This is a genomic window from Lentzea sp. (assembly GCF_036380075.1).
Taxonomy (GTDB): Bacteria; Actinomycetota; Actinomycetes; order Mycobacteriales; family Pseudonocardiaceae; genus Lentzea.
This window is the reverse complement of the sequence record NZ_DASVFL010000104.1, coordinates 1-18,865: the sequence shown is the minus strand read 5'-3', so window position 1 is coordinate 18,865 and position 18,865 is coordinate 1. Positions and strand designations below refer to the sequence as shown.

Here is an 18,865-nt window from a genome sequence, read left to right as displayed (position 1 = left end):
CCAATTCGCCCTCTTTCTGTGACCTGACGTGAGACTCGCCGGTCTCCCCAGGGCGTACGGAAAGTCGTCGGGCGAAGGGTGCGGACGTGACGGGTCGGGAGTGGCTGGGGCAGGTGGACGCGGAGCAGGTCGAGGCCGCGCGGGCCGGTGATCGGGCGGCGCTCGACGCCGTGGTCGCGGCCTGCCTGCCGCTGGTCTACAACGTCGCCGGTCGGGCGCTGCACGCCGATGCCGACGTCGACGACGTGGTGCAGGAGACGATGGTCCGCGTGATCCGCGGCATCGACGCGCTGCGGGAGCCCGACCGGTTCCGGTCGTGGCTGGTGGCCGTCACGATCAACCAGGTGCGCGAGCACTACCGGCGCCGGGACATGGCGCCTGCGCCGCTGGAGGAGTACGACCGGGCCGATCCCGGCGCCGAGTTCGTCGAGGTCGCCCTCTCCCGGCTGCACTTCGCCCAGCAGCGGCGCGAGGTCGACGAGGCGGCGCGGTGGCTCGACCCCGCCGACCGCGAGCTGCTGGCACTGTGGACGCTCGAACGGGTCGGGCAGCTGACGCGGGCCGAGGTCACCGACGCGCTCGACCTCAACGCCCACGCCGTCACGGTGCGGGTCAGCCGCCTCAAGGGGCGGCTGGAGACGGTCCGGCACCTGGTGCGCGCGCTGTCGGTGGAGCCGAGGTGCGCGAACCTCGACCGGGCGGCGCAGGGCTGGAACGGCGAGCCGAGCCCGTTGTGGCGCAAGCGGCTCCTGCGGCACGTCGACGAGTGCGGCCGCTGCCGGCGCGGCGTGGACGACGCCATGCCGGTCGAACGGATCCTCACCGGCGCGGCACTGCTCACCGTCCCCGCCTCCTACCTGCCGCGACTGCTCGAGAACCTGGGCGACGTCACGCCCGTCGCGCACACCGCCGCCCACCTCGCCGAATCGACAGGACCGTTCGTGAAGCTCGCCGGGTTCGTCTCCACCAAGCCCCTGCTCGCCGCCGCGGGCGCCGCGGCCGTGTGCGCGGTGCTGGGAGTCACCGGCGTGCTGGTGCTGCGCCCGTCCGACCCGCCGGTCGTCGTGGCCATCCAGAGCACCAGCGTCACCTCGGCCACGGTCACCGGCTCGACCGAACCGCCCGTCTCCTCCGCCACCCCGTCGTCCGCCACGACAACTACCACCACCACCACGACGACGACCACGACCACGACGACCCCGACGCCGGAACCGGTGCGCGTGCCGACGCCCGAGGAACGCGTCCTCGCGCTGATCAACGACACCAGGGCCGGTGCCGGTCTGCCCGCGCTGACGGTCGACCCCGCGCTGGTCGCGGCCGCCGACCGCCACACCAGGGCGATGATGGCCAACGGCTGTGGTTTGTCGCACCAGTGCCCCGGCGAGAGCGGGCTCGGCGAACGCAGCACCGCGGCGGGCGTGAAGTGGTCGTCGGTCGCGGAGAACGTCGGCATGGGCGGACCGGTCAAGGACGCCGTCGACCCGATCTCCAAGATGGCGCTGGGCCTCACCCAGGGCATGATCGACGAGAAGCCCCCGAACGACGGCCACCGCAAGAACATCCTGAGCAGGTCGTCCACCCGCATCGGCATCGTGGTCGTCCGCGACGCCAAGGGAACCGTGTGGATGACGCACGACTTCGCCGGAAGTTGACCTACTCAGGTCGAAAAAAGATCATCCTCCAGGCGTACGTGGGAGCGCGACCGCAGGCGGACGCGCGCCGACCGCGAGGCACAGCAACCTCTGCACGGTGCAGACCGTCACCTACCGCTGGCCCGCCCAGGTCACCACCGACACCCCGGAACTGCTGCGCTGGACGGGGTTCGGCGGTGCGCTCCTGCTCACCGCCGGCGCGTGGGCCGCGAGAGGCACGGCGCTCGCGCTGGGCGCCGCGATCGCGGGTGCCGGACTGGTCGTGCTCACCTGGGCGCTGCTCGCCCGCACCGGGCCGGACGGGCAGTGGCTGCGGCGCACGCTCGCGTGGTGGTGCGCCCCGCTGCTGGTGGCGCCGCCGCTGTTCAGCGCCGACGTGTTCAGCTACCTCGCGCAGGGCGAGGTGGCCGCCAACGGCCTCGACCCCAACGTGATGAGCCCGGCGGCCGGCGCGAGCGCGGAGGCCGTGGCGCGGGTCGGCGTCTACTGGCGTGAGACGCCGTCGCCGTACGGGCCCCTGTTCAACACGATCGAACGCGCGATCGCCGAAGTCACCGGCGGCGACGCGACGGCGGGCATAGTCCTGTACCGCCTGGTCGCGGTGCTCGGCCTGCTGCTGGTGGTCTGGGCGGTGCCGAGGCTCGCGGCGATGGCGGGCGTCGAGGAGCGCACGGCGTTGTGGCTGGGCGTGCTGAACCCGTTGGTGCTCTGGCACCTCGTCGGCGGTGTCCACAACGACGCGTTGATGCTCGGCCTGATGCTCTCCGGCACGGTCATCGCGGTGCAGGCCCTGCCGGAGCTGAAGTGGTGGCCGTTCGCGGCCGGTGTCGTCCTCGTCGGACTGGGCGCGCAGGTCAAGCTGCCCGCCCTGGTCGCGCTCGCCGTCGTCGGCACGGCGCTGGCCCGCCGGCTGGGCGGAGGCCCGGTCCGGTTCCTGGCGGCGGGCACGGGCATGGTCGCCGCGGCGGCCGCGGTGTCGGCCGTGACGTCGCTCGCGGGCGGCACCGGGTTCGGCTGGCTGCAGGCGCTCGGGACGCCGTCGAAGATCAACAGCTGGATGGCGCCGACGAACTGGCCGGGCTTCCTGGCGGGTGCGGTGTCGGGGCCGCAAGCCGGTCAGGCGATGATTTCCTCGGCACGGATCGCGGGGCTCGTGCTGATCCTGTGCGGGCTGGCCGTGGTGGTGCACCGGCAGCTGCGCGGCGGGGTCTCCGAGGTGACGGCGCTGGGGATGATGATGAGCCTGATCGTGGTGCTGGGGCCGGTGATCCAGCCGTGGTACCTGCTGTGGGCCGTGCTGCCGCTGGCCGCGTGCCTGCCGGCGGGGAGGTGGCGCACTCGGGTCGCCGTGCTCGTGGGCGTGTTCGCGCTGCTGGTGCCGCCGCTCGCCGGTAACTTCACCGGCCGCGTGGCCGAGCTCGTGACGGCCTACGTCGTCGGGATCGCACTGGTCGGGGCCGCGTACCTCGTCCTGCGCCGGGCGCGGGTGTCCGTTGCGCAGGGCTGACCTCGGCCGCTACGGCGCGGCCGCGCTGGCGGGCGGCGCGCTGGCGCTGAGTTTCCCGCCGCGCACGGTCTGGTGGCTCGCCGTCCCGGCGTTCGTGGTGCTGTGGCTGGCGCTCAAGGACGTGCGCGGACGGCGTGCGGCCGGGCTCGGGTTCACCTTCGGGCTGGCGTTCTTCCTGCCGCACCTGTGGTGGATCCAGCACTTCCTCGGCGACGACTTCGGTCCCTGGCCGTGGCTCGTGCTCTCGGCGTTGATGGCGCTGTTCGTCTCCGCCGTCATGGCGCTGGTGCCATTGGTCGCACGTCTGCCGGGCGCTCCCGTGTGGGCGGCGTTGCTGTTCGTGCTCCAGGAGACCGCGCGTGGCCTGATCCCGTTCAACGGCTTCCCGTGGGGCCGCATCGCGTTCGGGCAGGTCGACGGTCCGTTCGCCCGGCTCGCCGTGGTCGGTGGCGCGCCGCTCGTGACGTTCGCCGTGGTCGTGACCGGGTTCGGGCTGGCCGCCTGGCTGCCGGGGATCCGCGAGTGGCGGCGGGGCTGGGCGCTGCTGCCCTTCGCGGCCGCGCTCGCCGTCGGCCCGCTGGTCGCGGTCGACGCGCAGAACGGGCAGCGCACCGTCGCGGTCGTGCAGGGCAACGCGCCGGACATCGGCCTCGACCTGCTGACCGCCGGTGACACCCTGCGCTCCAACCACCTGCGCAAGACCGCGGAGCTGGCCGCGCTGATCCGCGGCGGCTCGGTGCCGAAGCCCGACCTGGTCGTGTGGCCGGAGAGCGCCACCCGGACCCGCGATCGCGACCCGGTGCTCGACCGCGCCATCACCGACCTCGGCGTACCGACGCTCGTGAGCGCGCTGCGCGACAACCGGAACTCCGTCATCGCCTGGCAGCCCGGCACCGGAGCGGGCGAGTCGTACGCGAAGCAGGAGCTCGTGCCGTTCGCCGAGCACATCCCGCTGCGCGACCTCGCCCGGCTCGTGACGCCGTTCGCCGACCAGCCCGACCTGGAGGCGGGTACCGAACCGGGCGTGCTCGACATCGCCGGCACCCGCGTCGGCGTCGGCATCTGCTACGAGGTCGCCTACGACTACGTCCTGCGCGAGAGCGCCGCGGCGGGCGCCCAGCTGCTCGTCGTGCCGACGAACAACGCCTGGTACGGCCGCGGCGAGATGACCTACCAGCAGCTCGGCATGGCCCGGCTGCGGGCGATCGAGCACGGGCGCGCGGTCGTGGTCGCGGCGATCAGCGGGGTGAGCGCGGTGGTGCGCCCCGACGGCAGCGTCGTGCGGTCCACGGGGATGTTCACCGACGCCCTGATGGTCGACAGCGTGCCGCTGCGCACGGACGTGACGTTCGCGACGAGGTTCGGCGGCGCGATCCACGTCCTGCTCACGGGCGCGGCGGTCGCCGCGTGCGTGATCGGGCTGTGGTCGCGCCGCCGAGCCTCAGTTGTTGCCCAGCAGGGCTGATCCGAGCAACGTCCTCTGGTGCAGCACGGAGAGTCCCTGCCTCTCCGTGGTGAGCAGACCGGCCTCGCGCAGCACGGTCGTGTGCCGGCTGACCGACGAGGGCGAGGCCCCCAGCCGTTCCGCCAGCTCGGTCGTCGTCGCACCGGCACCGACGGCGGCCAGCACGGCCGACCGGGTGGTCCCGAGCAACGCCGCGAGCGCCCCCTCCTGACGGCGTCCGCTCGCGAGCTGCCGCTGCCACGTCCAGTCGTGGTGCAGCGGATAGACCACCGTGGGCGGCAGTCCGGGGTCGGCGAACGCGACGGGGGTGCCGCGGCAGAAGTACGACGGCACCAAGCGCAGCCCGCGCCCGTTGAGGTGCAGATCCCGGTCGCACGCGTACTGGACCTCCAGCACCGGCGCGCGCCAGTTCATCAACGGCCACATGCCCCGCAGCAGTGCGTCGACGTCGCCCGCGACGCCCGTCCTGTGCACGCGGTCGGTCTCGACCGCCTCTTCGATCATCGAGGTGTAGGGCTCGACGACGGCGCCGTGGTAGCGGGCCATCGCCTCGGTGAGCTCCAGCAGCGCCGCACCGTCGCCCGCGGCCACCGGACGGGTCCACGACGGAGTCGGACGGACGTCGTCCAGCAACCGGAACTCGTCTTTCAGCCGGTGACGCGGTGTCGACCGGATCGCGTCGAGCGCGCTCCCCAGCCCCAGCGAGCCCTCCGGCGGGGTGAGCAGGTCGGGGAAGTACGGCCCCAGCGGCGCGAGCACGGACCACATGCGCACGCCGGACCTGATCACGTCGCGGTCACCGTTGCGCCGGATGTCGCGCAACCACGGCTGCAGCATCAGGCCGCAGTCCAGTTCGGTCAGCCGCAGCCAGCTGAACACCATTTCCCAGAGCGGATCCACCCTTTCTGCTACCTGCGTACGCTCCAGATCCTTCGCGGAAAAATGGATGCGCAACACAGCAACCTCCCCAGGCCAGGTCACCGTGGATCACAATACTGGTCTTGTCACTCCGCCGAATTCCGCAACGAAAACCGGTTCCGGGGCTGGGGCCGGGGAACCGGTTTCCGCGCGTCAACTGTGATCAGCCGCAGGAGCCGCTGGTCCACTGGTGCGACCGCACCTGGTAGGTGCCGGCGAGGTCACCCTTCTGCCCCTGCTTCGTGCAGCCGATGCGGTTGTTGTACCCGGTGTTGCGGTAGAACACGACGCCCTTGGCGGAGGACGTCCCGCGGTTGTAGACGGACTTGACCTCCTTGGTCGTCGCCCACGAGCACTTGATGGTGCCCGACGTCCAGTCGGAGTCGGCGACGTCCCACATGCACCTGCTGCCGGTCCCGCCGAAGCCGGTCCAGAAGCAGACGTTGCCGGTGTTGCAGTCCCAGGCGGCGAGCGCCTGGCCCGTCTCGGAGTCGGTGGCGGCGGCGCTCACCGCGGCGGTCTGCGCACCCGGTGCCGCTGCCTGCGCGCTCGGGGCAGCGAGCCCCGCGACCACCAGCACCACGAGCGGCAGCAATGCCATCAAAAAACGCCGAACGAACCTCAAGGATTCCTCCCACCCCAGTCAATGAATTCGGCCGGGGCCAACTCTAAGCAGGAAGAGGAAGTCCGGAAAAGCTATTGCTCCGTGGCGCAAAACCGCATTTCACGATCGTCGGGTGTACCTGTGTTTCACGCCGGCCGGGAAGTGCTCCGGATCGCCGTGCGGCCGCAGCACGACCTCGGGCAGCTGCCGCTCCGCCGGGACGTAGTGCGCGTACTCGCTGTTGAGCCGGAGCAGCTGCTCGCGAATCGACTCGGCGACCGCCGCCGCGTCCGCCGTCCTGCCCGGCGCGGTCTCGACGGTGACGCGCAGGACCCGGTCGCGGTCGGCGTCCTCGACCGACTCGATCACGAACTTGCCCGTCACGGTGTCGCTGATCCCGGGCTGTTCCAGCCCGACGGTCACGTTCTCCGGGTATACGTTCGCGCCGAAGAACGACACGGTGAACAGCGACCGGCCGAACAGGAACACGAACGGCAGCTCCGGTCCTGGCGGGGGAGTGAAGCCGTGCCCGGCGCAGAACGCGAGCAGCTCGTCGTGCGCGAAGATCCCGCCCTCGTCGGCGATCCGGTAGCGCACCAGCGGAATCCCGCCGTCGGCGGTGAACACGAGCGTGCCGTCGTGCACCTCGAAGAACCGGCTCGCCGGGTCGTACTGCACCAGCGTCGGCAGCCGCGAGTCACCGAAGACCTCGCGCGCGAGGCCGGGCCGCGACGCGAGGAACCGGCGAATTCCCACCGACAGCGCGGTTTCGTTGCCGAGCACTCCGGAATCGGCTGTGCCGTAAAGAGACGCGACGTCCGTGAGCGGGTCGGGAATTCCGGCCCGCTGCGACACGAGATCGCGCCATTGCTCGCTGAACACCTCGCCGGCGAGCACCAGTTTGATCGACTTCGCCGCCCAGTCGACGCCCTCCGCGACCCCGGTGTCGACCACGTCCTTGACGAACGGCGGATAACCCAGCAGCACGACCTGCTCGAAGTGCGGCGCCAGCTCCGGCAGCACCCGCAGGATCTCCGCCTTGTTGTTGCCCGGTGCCACCACGGTGATCGGGCACCCCTTGGCGGCGAGGTGTCGCACGCACGCCTGCGTGAAGAGCCCGCCGACCCACGTGCCGAGCGGGAAGCACACGACGGCGAGCGTGGGGCGTTCGTCCGCGTGGAACCCGTCGACGAGGACCTGCTCGAACCGGCGTGCGACGTGCAGCTCGTCCTCCAGCGCCCGCGGCCAGATCGTCGGCCGGCCGCTCGACCCCGACGACACGGCGATCATGTCGCAGCCCGTCAGGTCGCCGCCGCGGCACAGCTCCGGCAACGGGTACCGCTCGTGGTAGTTCTGCTTGTCGAGCAGCGGCAGCCGCTGGAAGTCCTCGGACGTCGTCACGCTCGCGGGGTCGATCCTGTTCTCGCGCAACAGCTTCCCGTAGGCGGGCACGGTGGAGGCGGTGCGCCGGAACAGGTCGAGCACCCAGCTCTGCGGCTTCGGCCTCGTGGGTGCGAAGAAGTCGTCGAACGCCTGACGCACGCGGGCCTGTCGGCTGCTGTCCATGCTCCAGAGCCTATTCATCGGGCTGCACACTGAACTCTATAATTTCAGTGTTGACCAAAAGAAACCCTCCGCAGTAGTGAAGATCGTTAGAGTCGCGGGGGTGCGCATCCTCTTCTCGTGCCGCCCGGCCTACGGCCACCTGTTCCCGTTGGTCCCGCTCGCCAGGGCGGCCGGGGAGGCCGGCCACGACGTCGTGTTCGCGACCGGCCTGGGCTTCGTCGACCGCGTCCGCGCACTGGGGTTCGAGGCGCACGCGGCGGGGATCTCGGTGGCGGAGGCCGAGACCGAGGCGCGCACGCGGCACCCCGGCGCGGACGTCGTCACCGTGCTGGTCGCGATGTTCGCCGACGTACTGCCCAGGGCGACGCTCGCCGGGCTCGCGCCGCTGCTGCCGCGGGTCCGGCCGGACCTGGTGGTCTACGAGCAGAGCGACGTCGGCGCCGCCAAGGCCGCGCGCGACGCCGGGATCCCGTTCGTGTCGCACGTGATCGGCCGCTCGATGCCGCCGGAGGTCCAGGCGGCGGCGGCGGAGCACATGGCGTGGCTGTGGGACGAGCAGCCGGCCGACCTGATGCTGGGCGACGCCGTGATCGACCTCTGGCCGGACACCGTCCGCGACCCCCAGGTCCTGAAGGTGTCCACGGTCATCCGGCAGCGCCCGGCACCGTTCGACCTCGACGTGCCGATGCCGGAGATCCCGTCCGGGAGGCCGCTGGTCTACCTGACCCTCGGCACGGTGGCGTTCGTCAACACGGCTGTGCTCCGGGCCGCCGTCGAGGGCTTGGCCAGGCTCCCGGTGCACGTCCTGGTCGCGGTGGGTCCCGGCGACCCCGCGCTGCTGGGCGAGGTGCCGGGCAACGTGACCGTCGCGGCGTTCGTGCCGCAGGCGAGCGTGCTGCGCCGGGCCGCGCTCGTGGTGCACCACGGCGGCACCGGCACCACGCTCGGGTCGCTGGCCACCGGGCTGCCGCAGCTCGTGCTGCCGCAGCTCGTGCTGCCGCAGGGCGCCGACCAGTTCGTCAACGCCGACGTGCTCGTGGAGACCGGAGCCGGGGCGAAGCTCGTCGGGCCGGAGGTCACCGCGGACGCGGTCGAGACCGCGGCCCGGCGGCTGCTCGGCGACGACGCGGCGAAGCGGGTGGCGCTGACGGCGGCGGCCGAGATCGCGGACATGCCGGACCCGGCCGCCGTCGTCCAGCGGCTCACGGAACTGGTGCGGGGGAGGGCTTGACGTTCGCCTGCGCCTCCAGGTGGTCGGGCAGCGACGCCCGGTAGATCGGCATCGCGGCGGCCGTGGTGACGATCGCGACCGCGACGAGGATCGCGAACATCTCCGGCGTCACCAGGTCGTAGGCCAGTCCGATGTTGATGAAGATCAGGATCATCAGGCCGCGGGCGTTCATCAGGCCGCCGACGGCGGAGGCGTAGCGCCACGAGTAGCCCTGCGCCTTCACGACCAAGCCGCAGCCGACGTACTTGCCGACGAACGCGACCAGCATGATCGCGGCCAGCTGGAACCACAGGGCGCCGCCGGAGCCGAAGCCGTCCACGCGGGTGTTGAGGCCGCTGAACGCGAAGAACACCGGCAGCAGCAGGATGGAGTTCAGGTCGGTCAGCTTCGTCTCGAGCTCCTGGCGCACGACCGGCGACTTCGGCATCGCGAGGCCGGTGATGAACCCGCCGAACACCGAGAAGACGCCGATCCAGTCGGTGTACCAGCCGGACAGCAGCACGATGAACAGGATCAGTGCCATCATGTCGCGGCTGAGCTTGCCGTCGCGTTCCGCGCGCTCGCCGAGCTTGGCGAGCCACTTGCGGCCCACGGTCAGCATGAGCGTCGCGAAGATCGCCGCGCCCAGGATCGTCTTCAGCGCGCCGGACGGGCTGCCGGACGCGCCGACGGCGATGATCAGCGCGAGGAACGCCCACGCCACCGCGTCGTCGATCGCCGCGGCGACCAGGGTGAGGCCGCCGATCGGGGTGTTGGCGATGCCGCGCTCCTGCAGGATGCGCGCCAGCATGGGGAAGGCGGTGATGGACAGGGCGCCGCCGATGAACAGCATGAACACCCACATGCTCGTCCCCTCGGGGCTGAGCGAGTCGTAGAAGACGACCGCCGCGCCGGCGCCGAGCAGGAACGTGGGCACGATGCCGGACACGGCGAGCACCCCGGCCTTGCGGGCGTTGGCCCCCGTCGTCAGCTTGTGGTCCAAAGAGGACCCGACGAGGAACATGTAGAACGTCAGGCCGATCGTGCTCAGCACGTACAGGGTGCTCTTGACGTCGGCGGGGAAGAGCTGGGCCTGCACGCCGGGCGCGACGGCGCCGAACAGCGCGGGGCCGAGCAGGACGCCGGCGACCATCTCGCCCACCACCCTGGGCTGCCGGACCAGCAGGGCGAGGCGCCCGCACAGCGTGGTCGCGGCGAGCACGACCGCGAGCGCGGCGAAGACCTGCAACGCGAAGTGGATCTGGTTCACGGGTGATCTCCTGGGGTCAGTGCCGGACCGGGCAGCCCTGCGTGTCGTGCGTGTCGAAGTAGGTGCCCGCGGGCCGGAGCCGGTGGGCGTGCAGCACCATCGCGGTGCCGAGCACGAGCTGGACGACGCTGCGGCCCACGTCCTCCCAGCGGTCGCGCACGCGCAGGAACGCGAGCCGGAGCCGCGGCGGCGGGCCGTGGCGGACGAGCAGGCACGGCCCGCGGCTGGGCAGCGACCGGGTGTGCGTGACCGAGGAGTGCAGCGTGACGCGGCGCAGGACCTCCCGTGCGGACGCGCGCATCAGGACGGGGGAGACCCGCCAGGCCGGACACGGGCGGTTGGTGGCGACGCCGAACGGGATGTGGTGCTCGTGGCGGGCCGCCGTGCCCTCCCACCGGGAGGGGTCGAACACGTCGGGGTCGGGGTAGCCGGTGGCGTGGTAGTCGGGGTAGCTGAAGCACAGCACCGAACCCGCGGGGAACGAGACGCCGTCGTCGAGCACGATGTCGGCGGTGGTGATGCGGTGGGCGATGCCGAACAGCGGGTAGAGCCGGAAGGTCTCGTCGAGGACGTGGGCGAAGTACCGGTCGTCACCCGCGCGGCCGGCCACCTCGGGGTGCTGGGCGAGCGCGAGCAGCAGGTGGGCCATCGCCTCGGACATCTGCACGACGGCGGTGTTGAAGTAGGTGCCCTGCAGGTAGTGGACCTGCTCGGTCTCGGACAGCGTCGCGGGCAGCGGGTGCCGGACGTCGGCGAGCCGTGCGCGCAGGTAGCGGGTGAGGCGGGCGCGGCGGGCGGGGTGGCGCAAGCTCGTGCACTTCAACGAGGTCACGACGTCGGTGGCGTGCGCGACGATCAGGTCGCGGGCGTGGCGCGGGCACGGTTCGCCGAAGACGAGCTCGTGGAAGTACTCGGCCCACACCGGCATCATCAGCTCGCGCAGCCGCACCGAGGTGACCCGTCCGGTGAGGACCTCGTCCAGCACCTTGGCGGTGCAGCGGGTAGCGGCGGCGGACAGTTCGGCGCTCGGCCCGGCGAGGAAGGCGCGGGTGGTGCGGGCGACGTCGTCGTAGCGCGGCCCGGCCTCCAGGTGTTCCTGGTGCACCTCGGGTCCGGGGGCGAGCCAGTACCAGAACAGGTCCGAGAGCCCGGCGCCCCTGCTGCGGCCGTTGGCGGCGGGGTGGCCGTAGAGCTCCTGGAAGCGGTCGGGGCCGACCTGGTCGTTGGGGAACGTGATGGCGTTGTCGCCGTTGACCTTCTCGAACACCTTGGCGCGCAACGCGACCACCCGCGCGGGCAGCCGGCTCAGCACCGCGCCACCACCATGTCGCGGGTCAGCTCGCCGCCGCACATCGTGAGGACGTGCCGGAACTCGTCGTGCAGGACGTCGAGCACCCGCCGCACGCCGGCCTCGCCGTCCGCCGCCAGTCCCCACAGCACGGGCCTGCCGATCCCCGCGGCCGACGCGCCCAGCGCCAGTGCGAGGGCGATGTCGCCGCCGCTGCGCACGCCGCCGTCGAGCACGACCGGCACTCGTCCGGCCACGGCGTCGACGACGGCGGGCAACGCGTCGAGCGCGGCGGGCACGAGGTCGAGCTGGCGGCCGCCGTGGTTGGACACGAAGATCCCCGCGACCCCCTGCTCGACGGCGATGACCGCGTCGGCCGGGTGGAGGATCCCCTTGACCCACACCGGGAGCGACGTCATCCCGCGCAGCCGGCCGAGGTGCTCCCACGACACCTCGGCCGACATCGCGATGTCCAGGAGCCCCCGGCCGGCGAGGTCGCGCATGTTCTCCGCGGCGAGACCGGCGGGCAGGTCGTGGAAGCCGTGCTCGATGTCGCGCCGGTGCCGGCCGAACACGGGGGAGTCGGCCGTGACGACCAGTGCGGCGCAGCCCGCCCGTTCGGCCCGCCGCACCAGCGCTTCGGTGACGGCCATGTCGGGCTGCACGTACAGCTGGAACCACACCGGCCCGCGTGAGGCCGCCACGACGTCGGCGATCGGCACGGTGGACGCCATGCTGGACACCACGACCGTGTCGCCGGCTCCCCGTGCGGTGGCCAGCTCGCCGTCGGGGTGCGCGAGCTTGTGGAACGCCGTCGGGGAGACGACCACCGGCAGGTCGGTCCGGATCTCGCCTCCTCGCAGCACCCGCGGCAGCAGGGCGCGGCGCCGGAACGCGGCCTCGTTCTCGGCGAGCACGACCTCGTCCCCGACCCCACCCGCGAAGAAGTCGTAGTGGACTTCGTCGAGCACCGCGCGGGCCTTGTCGTGCAGCTCCGCGAGCACGGGGTTCACCGGCGGGTGCCGAGGAACGCCCGCAGCGGTGCCTTGTGCACCTGCTCGCTGTCCCACTCGTTCTCGAGGTTCTCGGTGACGTGGTGCTCGCCCAGCAGCTCCCCGCCGCGGAAGTGGCGGACGACCGGGTGCAGGTAGCGGCCGTCGAGCCCGCTGGTGTCCTGCTGGGAGTTGCGGCCCGCGGTGATGTCGAACGGGTTGACCTTGTCGTGGTCGGCCCCGTACTCCAGCGTGACCGTCAGGTACGACTCGACGTCGCCGAAGTCGCCGCGCGCCACGGCCTCGTGCAGGTGTGCGACCGGCACCTCCTCCACGTAGCGGGCGGTCCCGTCCGGCGCGACGAGCACGGCGTCGGCGAGGAACGCGAACAGCTGCCACAGCGCGGAGGTCCGGTTGACCCGCTCGATGACGGCCTCGGTCACGTCGGCGACGGCGACGTGCCGGCTCGGCCAGTCGACGCCGTGGTAGCGCTGCTCGGCGATGCGGTGCAGTGCGCGCACCCCGTACCGGAAGCCGTGGATGAACCCGCTGGTCGACTTCTTGAAGTCCCTGGCCTGCGTGATCGTGCCCGCGAAGAACAGGTCCGGCACGTTCGCCGACTCCCACGCCGCCGTCTGGTCGGGGAAGCGGTCCTTGATCGTCAGCTGGGGCCGGCACTCCTCGGCGAAGATCGAGGCGTCGAACCGGAACCCGGTGGCGAGGATGACCCGGTCGTAGCGGATCTCCTTGATCACCTCGTTGACGCGCTGGAAGCTGACCTTCACGAGGTAGTCGTCGCCGTCGCGGCGGATGCCGGCGATGTGCCCGTCCAGCACCGCGTTCTGCGACTTGAGCTGGTAGGTGTCGAGGAAGTTGTTGTTCACCGCCCGCAGGTGCCCGACGAAGTGCGTCTGCCAGGCCAGCTTCAACGAGCCGGGGCCCGCGACGTGGATGACCGACGCGGTCTCGACGAGGGCGTCGGCGGTCTCGAACGCCGAGTTGCCGCGCCCGATGATCAGCACCTTCTTGCCGACGAAGTCCTGCGGGTCCACCGAGACGTCGTAGTAGTGCTCGGCGTGTTCGGCGCCCTCGATGTCCGGCACGTGCGGCTGCGACACACCGGTCGCGACGATGACCCGTTTCGCGCGGTAGGTGCTGCCGTGCTGGTCGCGCACCACGAAGTCGTCGGGCCGCGTCACCGACACGACCCTGGTGTCGTAGCGGATCGGCAGGTCGTTCTTCACGGCGAAGTCGCCGAGGTAGCGGACCATGTCGTCGGCGTTCGGGAAGTAGCGCGGGGTGTAGGTCGTGAACAGCAGGTCGGGGTCGTCGGACAGCAACGAGTTCCAGTCGACGCGCAGGTTCAGCTCGGGGTCGTCCCAGCCGGTGTGGATCTTGTTGATGGAGATCAGCTGGCGGTGCCGGGGGAAGCGGGTGAAGAACGTCCCCGCCGCCGCACCGGCCTCCAGCACGATGTGGTCGCGCCCGGACTGCTTGAGCAGGTAGGACGCCTGCAGCCCCGCCGGACCGGCGCCGATCACGAGACACTCCGTCGAAACCTCGCTGGACACGGTCTCTCTCCTCACGCGGTCAACTGGCGTTTGTCGGGCTTGCCGCTCGGCGCGACAGGGATCTCGGCGATGGCGGTGACGCGCACGGGCGCGCAGGCGGCGCCCAGCCGCGCGGTGACGAGCGCGCGCAGCTCGTCGAGCTCGGGGACGCGGTCCGACTTCGGGACGACGAACGCGTGCACGGCCTCGCCGGTCTCGTCGTCCGGCACCGCGACGACGTAGGCCTCGGCGACGTCCGGGTGTTCGGCGACGGCGTGCTCGATGGGGCCGATGTAGTGCAGGTTCGCGTTGACGATGACGACGTCGCGGGCGCGGCCGGTCAGGACGAGGTTGCCGTCGTCGTCGAACCGGCCGAGGTCGCGGGTGCGGACCCAGCCGTCGACGAAGACCTCGGCGGACTCCCGCGGGGCGCCCCAGTAGGAGCTCGCCTGCGCGGGGGTGCGGACGAACAGCTCGCCGTCGCGGATCTCCACGTCCGTCGGCGGTGTCCCGACGGTGCCGGGCGGGTCGGACGGCCCGGCCATCGAGATCATGCCGGTCTCGGTCTGGCCGTAGCCGTGGAACAGCACCGGTCCCAGCACGTCGAGCGCCTCGCGGTGCCGTTCCGCGGTCAGCGGCGACCCCGACACCAGCAACGCCCGCAGCGTCGACAGGTCGGCGGGAGCGGACTTCTGCGCGGCGACCAGCTTGGCCAGGCCGGGCACGGTGATCACGCGGGCCGTCGCGCGCAGCCGGGTGATCGCGTCGGCGGGGTCGCCGGCGGCGACGACCGTGCCTCCCGCGGTGAGCGTGAGGACGGCGTACTCGAACATCACGTAGCTCGACAGCGTCCCGAACACGAGGTAGCGGCCGAGCCGGGGAGCCAGGTCCCTGATCACGGGCGGCCACGCGTCCGGGCGCACGTTCCAGGCGTTCGAGATCGAGGCGTAGGTCTGGGCGCACGCCTTGGGCGCGCCGGTGCTGCCACTGGTGTGGATCAGGCGGGCGACGTCGTCCGGGCGTCCCTCGCACCGCAGCGGCGCGGGGGAGTGCGCGAGCAGCGCGGCGACGTCGAGGCGGGGCAGCGTCGCGACCGGCTCGCCGTCCTCCGCGTCCGTCACCACCGCGGCGATGTCGAGGCCGAGCAGGTGCCGGACCTGGGCGTCGGTCAGCCCCGGCCGCACCCCCACCACCCGCGCGCCCACCGCGTGCGCCGCCAGGATCGTCGCGAACGCCTCCGGGGTCACGCCGAGCAGCAACGCCAGCCCGTCGCCGGGCCCGAGTCCCTTCGCGCGCAGCCCGGCCGCGACCCGCGCGACCAGGTCGAGCATCTCCGCGCCGGTCACCACGCGGGTGCCGTGCTCGAACACCGGCCGGTCCGCGGCGGCGCCGAGCACGTCGAGCACCGCGCGCGGGAACGGCTCGGTGTCACGCGCCGGCAAGGCATTCCTTCACGAACACGACCAGCGGCTGCTGGTGCACCTCCGGCAGGTCCCAGTCGTTCTCGAGGTTCTCCGCCAGGTGGTGCGTCGAGGTGAGCACGCCGTGGCGGTAGTAGCGCACCACCGGGTGCAGGTAGCTCGCGTCGGCCGCGTTGACGGCGTCGTTCTCCGCCACGCGCGGGACGGTGATGTCGAACGGGTCCACGGTGTCGTGGTCCGGCCCGTACTCCAGCGTCGCGACGAACCGGTGCTCGGCCGGCCCCAGCCCGCCGTCGGCGACGAAGGCGACCGGCACCTCCTGCTCGTAGCGCGCGCTCTCGCCGTCGACGGACACGACGTCGCCGACGACCGCGAACTGCTGCCACAGGCACGAGGACGTGTTGACCCTGGCGATCACCGCGTCGCCGATGGCCTCCGGGGACAGCTCCAGCTCGGTCGCGGGCCACGGGGTGTCGTGGTGGCGGGCGCCGAGGACGCGGTGCAGCGCGCGGGCGCCGTAGCGGAAGCCGTGGATGAAGCCGCTGGTCGACTTCTTGAAGTCGCGCGACTGCGTGATCGTGCCCGCGAAGTACAGGCCGGGGACGTTCGTCGACTCGAACGCGGACGTCAGCTGCGGGAACCGGTCCTTGATGACCAGCGCCGGTGTCGCGCTGTCGTCGAAGATCGAGGCGTCGAACCGGAAACCGGTGCACGCGATGATCCGGTCGTACTCCAGCTCGCGCAGCTTCTCGACCGTGCGCGCGTACCGGAACTGGATCCGGAAACCGCCTTCCGGTCGCGGCTCGATGCGCTCGACCGTGCCGTCGAGCACCGCGTTCTCGCTCTTGAGCTGGTAGGTGTCGAGGAAGTTGTTGTTCACCGCCCGCAGGTGCCCGACGTAGTGGGTCTGCCAGGCGAGCTTCACCGAGTGCGGCCCGGCGACGTGGATGACGGCCGCGTTCTCGACCAGCGCGTCGGCGGTCTCGAAGCCCGAGTTGCCCTTGCCGATCACGAGCACCCGCTGCCCGGTGAACGAGCTGGGGTCGGTGTCGAAGGTGTCGTAGCGCTCGGCGTGCTCGATGCCCGGGATCGGCGGCACGTAGAGCTGCGAGACGCCCGTGGCCACCACGACGTGTTTGGCCTGCCAGGTCTCGCCGCCGCGGTCCTGGACGGTGAACCCGTCGTCGTCGCGGGAGATCCGCGTGACATCGATGTCGTAGTGCACCTCCAGGCCGTCGGCGACGTCCTGGAAGTAGCGCACGATGTCGTCGGCGTCGGGGAAGTACCGCGGGGAGTAGCGGGTGAACAGCAGGTCGGGGTCGTCGAGCAGCAGCGAGTTCCAGTCCATCCGCATCCGGCGTTCCGGGTCGGTGGAGCCGGTGTGGACCTTGTTGATGGAGATGAGCTTGCGGTGCCTCGGGTACCGGGTGAAGAACGTGCCGGCCCCGCTGCCGCGCTCGAGGACGGCGTAGTCGCGACCGTCCCGCTCGAGCAGTGCGGCGAGCTGCAAACCGGCCGGTCCCGCGCCGATGATCAGGTAGTCGTACGCCATGGCCGGTGAAGCTACCCACGCGATCTCAGAACTCTCTGAGATCGCCTGCCTACCGTCCGACCCGTGACGACGACCGCTTCAGACACGTCCGTGGACCTGGGTTCGCCGCTGACCGTCCCGCAGCTCCTGCGCGCCGCGGCGCCGGTGGAGGTGCTGGCAGGCTCCGCCGTCGAGGACAGGGTGGCGCGGGGCCGCGCGTACCTGGGAACGCTGTACGACGACGACCGCCCGGTGTACGGCTTGAAGACCGGCTTCGGTGCCCTGGTGGGCTACGCGGGCCGTTCCTCCGGCGCCGACCAGTGCGACAACACCCTCGCACACCTCGGCGCGGGCCAGGGCCCCGACCTCCCGCCGGCCGTCGCGCGGGCCGCGCTGCTGGTCCGCACCTGGTCGCTGGCCCAGGGCCTGTCCGGCGTCTCCGCGCACGTCGTGTCGGGCCTGGCCGCGATGTTCGCGACGACGTTCGTGCCCGCCATCCCCCGCTACGGCTCGGTCGGCGCCAGCGGCGACCTGATCCCGCTCGCCTACGCCGCCCAGGCGTTGCGCGGCCGCGGCCACGCCTACCTCGACGGCACCCGCCTGCCCGCCTCCGAGGCACTGGCCGCCGCGGGGCTGTCCCCGCTGGAGCTCGACGGCCGCGACGCGCTCGCCCTGGTCAACGGCACGTCCGTCACCACCGCCGCCACCGCGCTGGCCCTGTCGTCCGTGCGGGACTCCCACCGCGCCCTGACCGACCTGACGTGCCTGCTGGTGGACGTCCTCGGCGCCGACCCCGGCTTCGTCGACGCCCGCCTGATCTCCGCCTTCGGCCACCCCGGCGCCGCGGCGGTGGGCACGTCGATGCGCTCGATGCTGACGGGGTGCGTCCCCAGCGGTTCCCGCGCGTTGCAGGAGCCCTACAGCATCCGCTGCTCACCCCAGTTGCTCGGCGCCGCCGAGGACGCCCTGCGCTACGCCGACGGCGTGGTCGCCGCGGACCTCGGGGGAGTGAGCGACAACCCGCTGTTCTTCCCGGACGACGACCTCGTGGCCCACGGCGGCAACTTCTTCGGCCAGCCCGCCGCCTACGCCGCCGACGTCCTGGCGATGGTGACCGCGTCCCTGGGCAACCTCGCCGAACGCCAGCTCGACCTCCTGGTAGACCCGGCCCGCAACACCGGCCTGCCCCCGATGCTCGCCGCCGGTCCCGGCCGGCAGCACGGCCTGCAGGGCGTGCAGCTCGCCACCACCGCGTTCATCGCGGAGATCCGCCGCAACGTGCTGCCCGCCAGCACCCAGAGCCTCCCGACCAACCTGCACAACCAGGACGTCGTGCCGTTCGGCACCCAGGCGGCGCTGCGCGCCTACGACCTCGCCGACCTGCTGCGCCTGCTGTGCGGCTCGCTGGCCCTGGGCCTGCGGCAGGCCGTGCACGTGGGCGCCCGCCGCCCGACCGCACCCCGGTGCGCGGCACTGTTCGACGCGCTGGCGGCGGCGATCGAGCCGGTGGACCCGGACCGCCCGCTGGACGAGGACGTGCGGGTGGCGGCGGAGGTGGTGGTCGCGCGCGGCTGGTGAGGCGGCCGCATACCGACGCGGGGCCACCCCGGCCTTGGCGCAGGTCGAGCCACCGGAACTGTCAGACCAGCTCGGTAAGTTGGGTCGCGGGGGATCCTGACGGCAAGGGGACCCCTGCGCCAGCACGCCCTGCCGGTGCCACCCGCGTGGTGAGCCGAGTCCGTGCCAGGCCGCGCCGCAGCGCGGTGCGTTCAGTCGCCCGGTGCGCTCGACCCGGCGGTGCGCTCAACGCCGCAGCGTGCTCAACGCCGCAGCGCGGGTCGGTCCCGCGGTGAGTTCAACCCCGCAACGCGGGTTGGTCCCGTGGTGCGCT

At 72.0% G+C, this 18,865-nt stretch carries 14 protein-coding genes; 5 read left to right on the top strand and 9 right to left on the bottom strand.

From position 1 onward, the window contains the following. The first annotated feature begins 86 nt into the window (after positions 1 to 86). The 3 genes from VF330_RS12735 to lnt all read left to right on the top strand — a co-directional run bounded on the left by VF330_RS12735 (position 87) and on the right by lnt (position 4,624). The gene (locus VF330_RS12735) at positions 87 to 1,652 is read left to right on the top strand and encodes a sigma-70 family RNA polymerase sigma factor (protein WP_330851762.1); all 1,566 of its coding nucleotides are present in this window, start codon (positions 87 to 89) and stop codon (positions 1,650 to 1,652) included. Positions 1,653 to 1,749: 97 nt separating this feature from the next. Continuing rightward, positions 1,750 to 3,159, top strand: a complete 1,410-nt coding sequence (gene mptB / locus VF330_RS12730) for a polyprenol phosphomannose-dependent alpha 1,6 mannosyltransferase MptB (RefSeq protein ID WP_330851761.1) — start codon at positions 1,750 to 1,752, stop codon at positions 3,157 to 3,159. Next, positions 3,146 to 4,624 carry an apolipoprotein N-acyltransferase gene (lnt, locus tag VF330_RS12725; RefSeq protein WP_330851760.1) on the top strand — a complete coding sequence of 493 codons (1,479 nt, stop codon included), beginning with the start codon at positions 3,146 to 3,148 and terminating at the stop codon, positions 4,622 to 4,624. Before mptB ends, lnt begins: the two co-directional genes overlap by 14 nt. On the opposite strand, the gene VF330_RS12720 is transcribed toward lnt, so the two are convergent. The 3 genes from VF330_RS12720 to VF330_RS12710 all read right to left on the bottom strand — a co-directional run bounded on the left by VF330_RS12720 (position 4,601) and on the right by VF330_RS12710 (position 7,712). Beyond that, positions 4,601 to 5,506, bottom strand: coding sequence for a helix-turn-helix domain-containing protein (locus VF330_RS12720; protein ID WP_330851759.1), 906 nt, complete (start codon positions 5,504 to 5,506; stop codon positions 4,601 to 4,603). The two genes, lnt and VF330_RS12720, sit on opposite strands and share 24 nt — an antisense overlap. Positions 5,507 to 5,705: 199 nt before the next feature. Next, positions 5,706 to 6,143 (bottom strand): peptidase inhibitor family I36 protein, encoded by a 438-nt coding sequence (locus tag VF330_RS12715; protein ID WP_330851758.1) that lies wholly within the window; start codon positions 6,141 to 6,143, stop codon positions 5,706 to 5,708. Positions 6,144 to 6,266: 123 nt separating this feature from the next. Beyond that, positions 6,267 to 7,712 (bottom strand): phenylacetate--CoA ligase family protein, encoded by a 1,446-nt coding sequence (locus tag VF330_RS12710; RefSeq protein WP_330851757.1) that lies wholly within the window; start codon positions 7,710 to 7,712, stop codon positions 6,267 to 6,269. A gap of 100 nt (positions 7,713 to 7,812) precedes the next feature. Between VF330_RS12710 and VF330_RS12705 the strand changes: the two genes are divergently transcribed. Then, positions 7,813 to 8,943 (top strand): glycosyltransferase, encoded by a 1,131-nt coding sequence (locus VF330_RS12705; protein ID WP_330851756.1) that lies wholly within the window; start codon positions 7,813 to 7,815, stop codon positions 8,941 to 8,943. Here the strand turns inward: VF330_RS12705 and VF330_RS12700 are convergent. The 6 genes from VF330_RS12700 to VF330_RS12675 are packed head-to-tail and all read right to left on the bottom strand — an operon-like array spanning position 8,915 to position 16,995. Next, positions 8,915 to 10,192, bottom strand: a complete 1,278-nt coding sequence (locus VF330_RS12700) for a cation:proton antiporter (RefSeq protein WP_330851755.1) — start codon at positions 10,190 to 10,192, stop codon at positions 8,915 to 8,917. The genes VF330_RS12705 and VF330_RS12700 overlap by 29 nt on opposite strands. Before the next feature lie 16 nt (positions 10,193 to 10,208). Further along, positions 10,209 to 11,504, bottom strand: coding sequence for a cytochrome P450 (locus tag VF330_RS12695; protein ID WP_330851754.1), 1,296 nt, complete (start codon positions 11,502 to 11,504; stop codon positions 10,209 to 10,211). Further along, on the bottom strand, positions 11,498 to 12,493 hold the full coding sequence (locus VF330_RS12690) for an alpha-hydroxy acid oxidase (RefSeq protein ID WP_330851753.1): 996 nt from the start codon (positions 12,491 to 12,493) through the stop codon (positions 11,498 to 11,500). The genes VF330_RS12695 and VF330_RS12690 overlap by 7 nt, the downstream gene beginning before the upstream one ends. Beyond that, positions 12,490 to 14,043 carry an NAD(P)-binding domain-containing protein gene (locus tag VF330_RS12685; RefSeq protein ID WP_330851752.1) on the bottom strand — a complete coding sequence of 518 codons (1,554 nt, stop codon included), beginning with the start codon at positions 14,041 to 14,043 and terminating at the stop codon, positions 12,490 to 12,492. The genes VF330_RS12690 and VF330_RS12685 overlap by 4 nt, the downstream gene beginning before the upstream one ends. 11 nt (positions 14,044 to 14,054) lie before the next feature. Next, complete coding sequence (locus tag VF330_RS12680; protein WP_330851751.1) at positions 14,055 to 15,464, bottom strand: class I adenylate-forming enzyme family protein; 1,410 nt, start codon at positions 15,462 to 15,464, stop codon at positions 14,055 to 14,057. Beyond that, positions 15,451 to 16,995, bottom strand: a complete 1,545-nt coding sequence (locus VF330_RS12675) for an NAD(P)-binding domain-containing protein (RefSeq protein ID WP_330851750.1) — start codon at positions 16,993 to 16,995, stop codon at positions 15,451 to 15,453. The genes VF330_RS12680 and VF330_RS12675 overlap by 14 nt, the downstream gene beginning before the upstream one ends. A 63-nt stretch (positions 16,996 to 17,058) precedes the next feature. Between VF330_RS12675 and VF330_RS12670 the strand changes: the two genes are divergently transcribed. After that, positions 17,059 to 18,552 (top strand): aromatic amino acid ammonia-lyase, encoded by a 1,494-nt coding sequence (locus tag VF330_RS12670; protein ID WP_330851749.1) that lies wholly within the window; start codon positions 17,059 to 17,061, stop codon positions 18,550 to 18,552. Positions 18,553 to 18,865 lie beyond the last annotated feature (313 nt).

What these genes read in the sequence shown, in the direction of transcription:
- VF330_RS12720 (WP_330851759.1), bottom strand. Translation starts at nt 5,506, where the DNA reads ATGGTGTTCAGCTGGCTGCGGCTGACCGAACTGGACTGCGGCCTGATG.
- VF330_RS12715 (WP_330851758.1), bottom strand. Translation starts at nt 6,143, where the DNA reads ATGGCATTGCTGCCGCTCGTGGTGCTGGTGGTCGCGGGGCTCGCTGCC.
- VF330_RS12710 (WP_330851757.1), bottom strand. Translation starts at nt 7,712, where the DNA reads ATGGACAGCAGCCGACAGGCCCGCGTGCGTCAGGCGTTCGACGACTTC.
- VF330_RS12675 (WP_330851750.1), bottom strand. Translation starts at nt 16,995, where the DNA reads ATGGCGTACGACTACCTGATCATCGGCGCGGGACCGGCCGGTTTGCAG.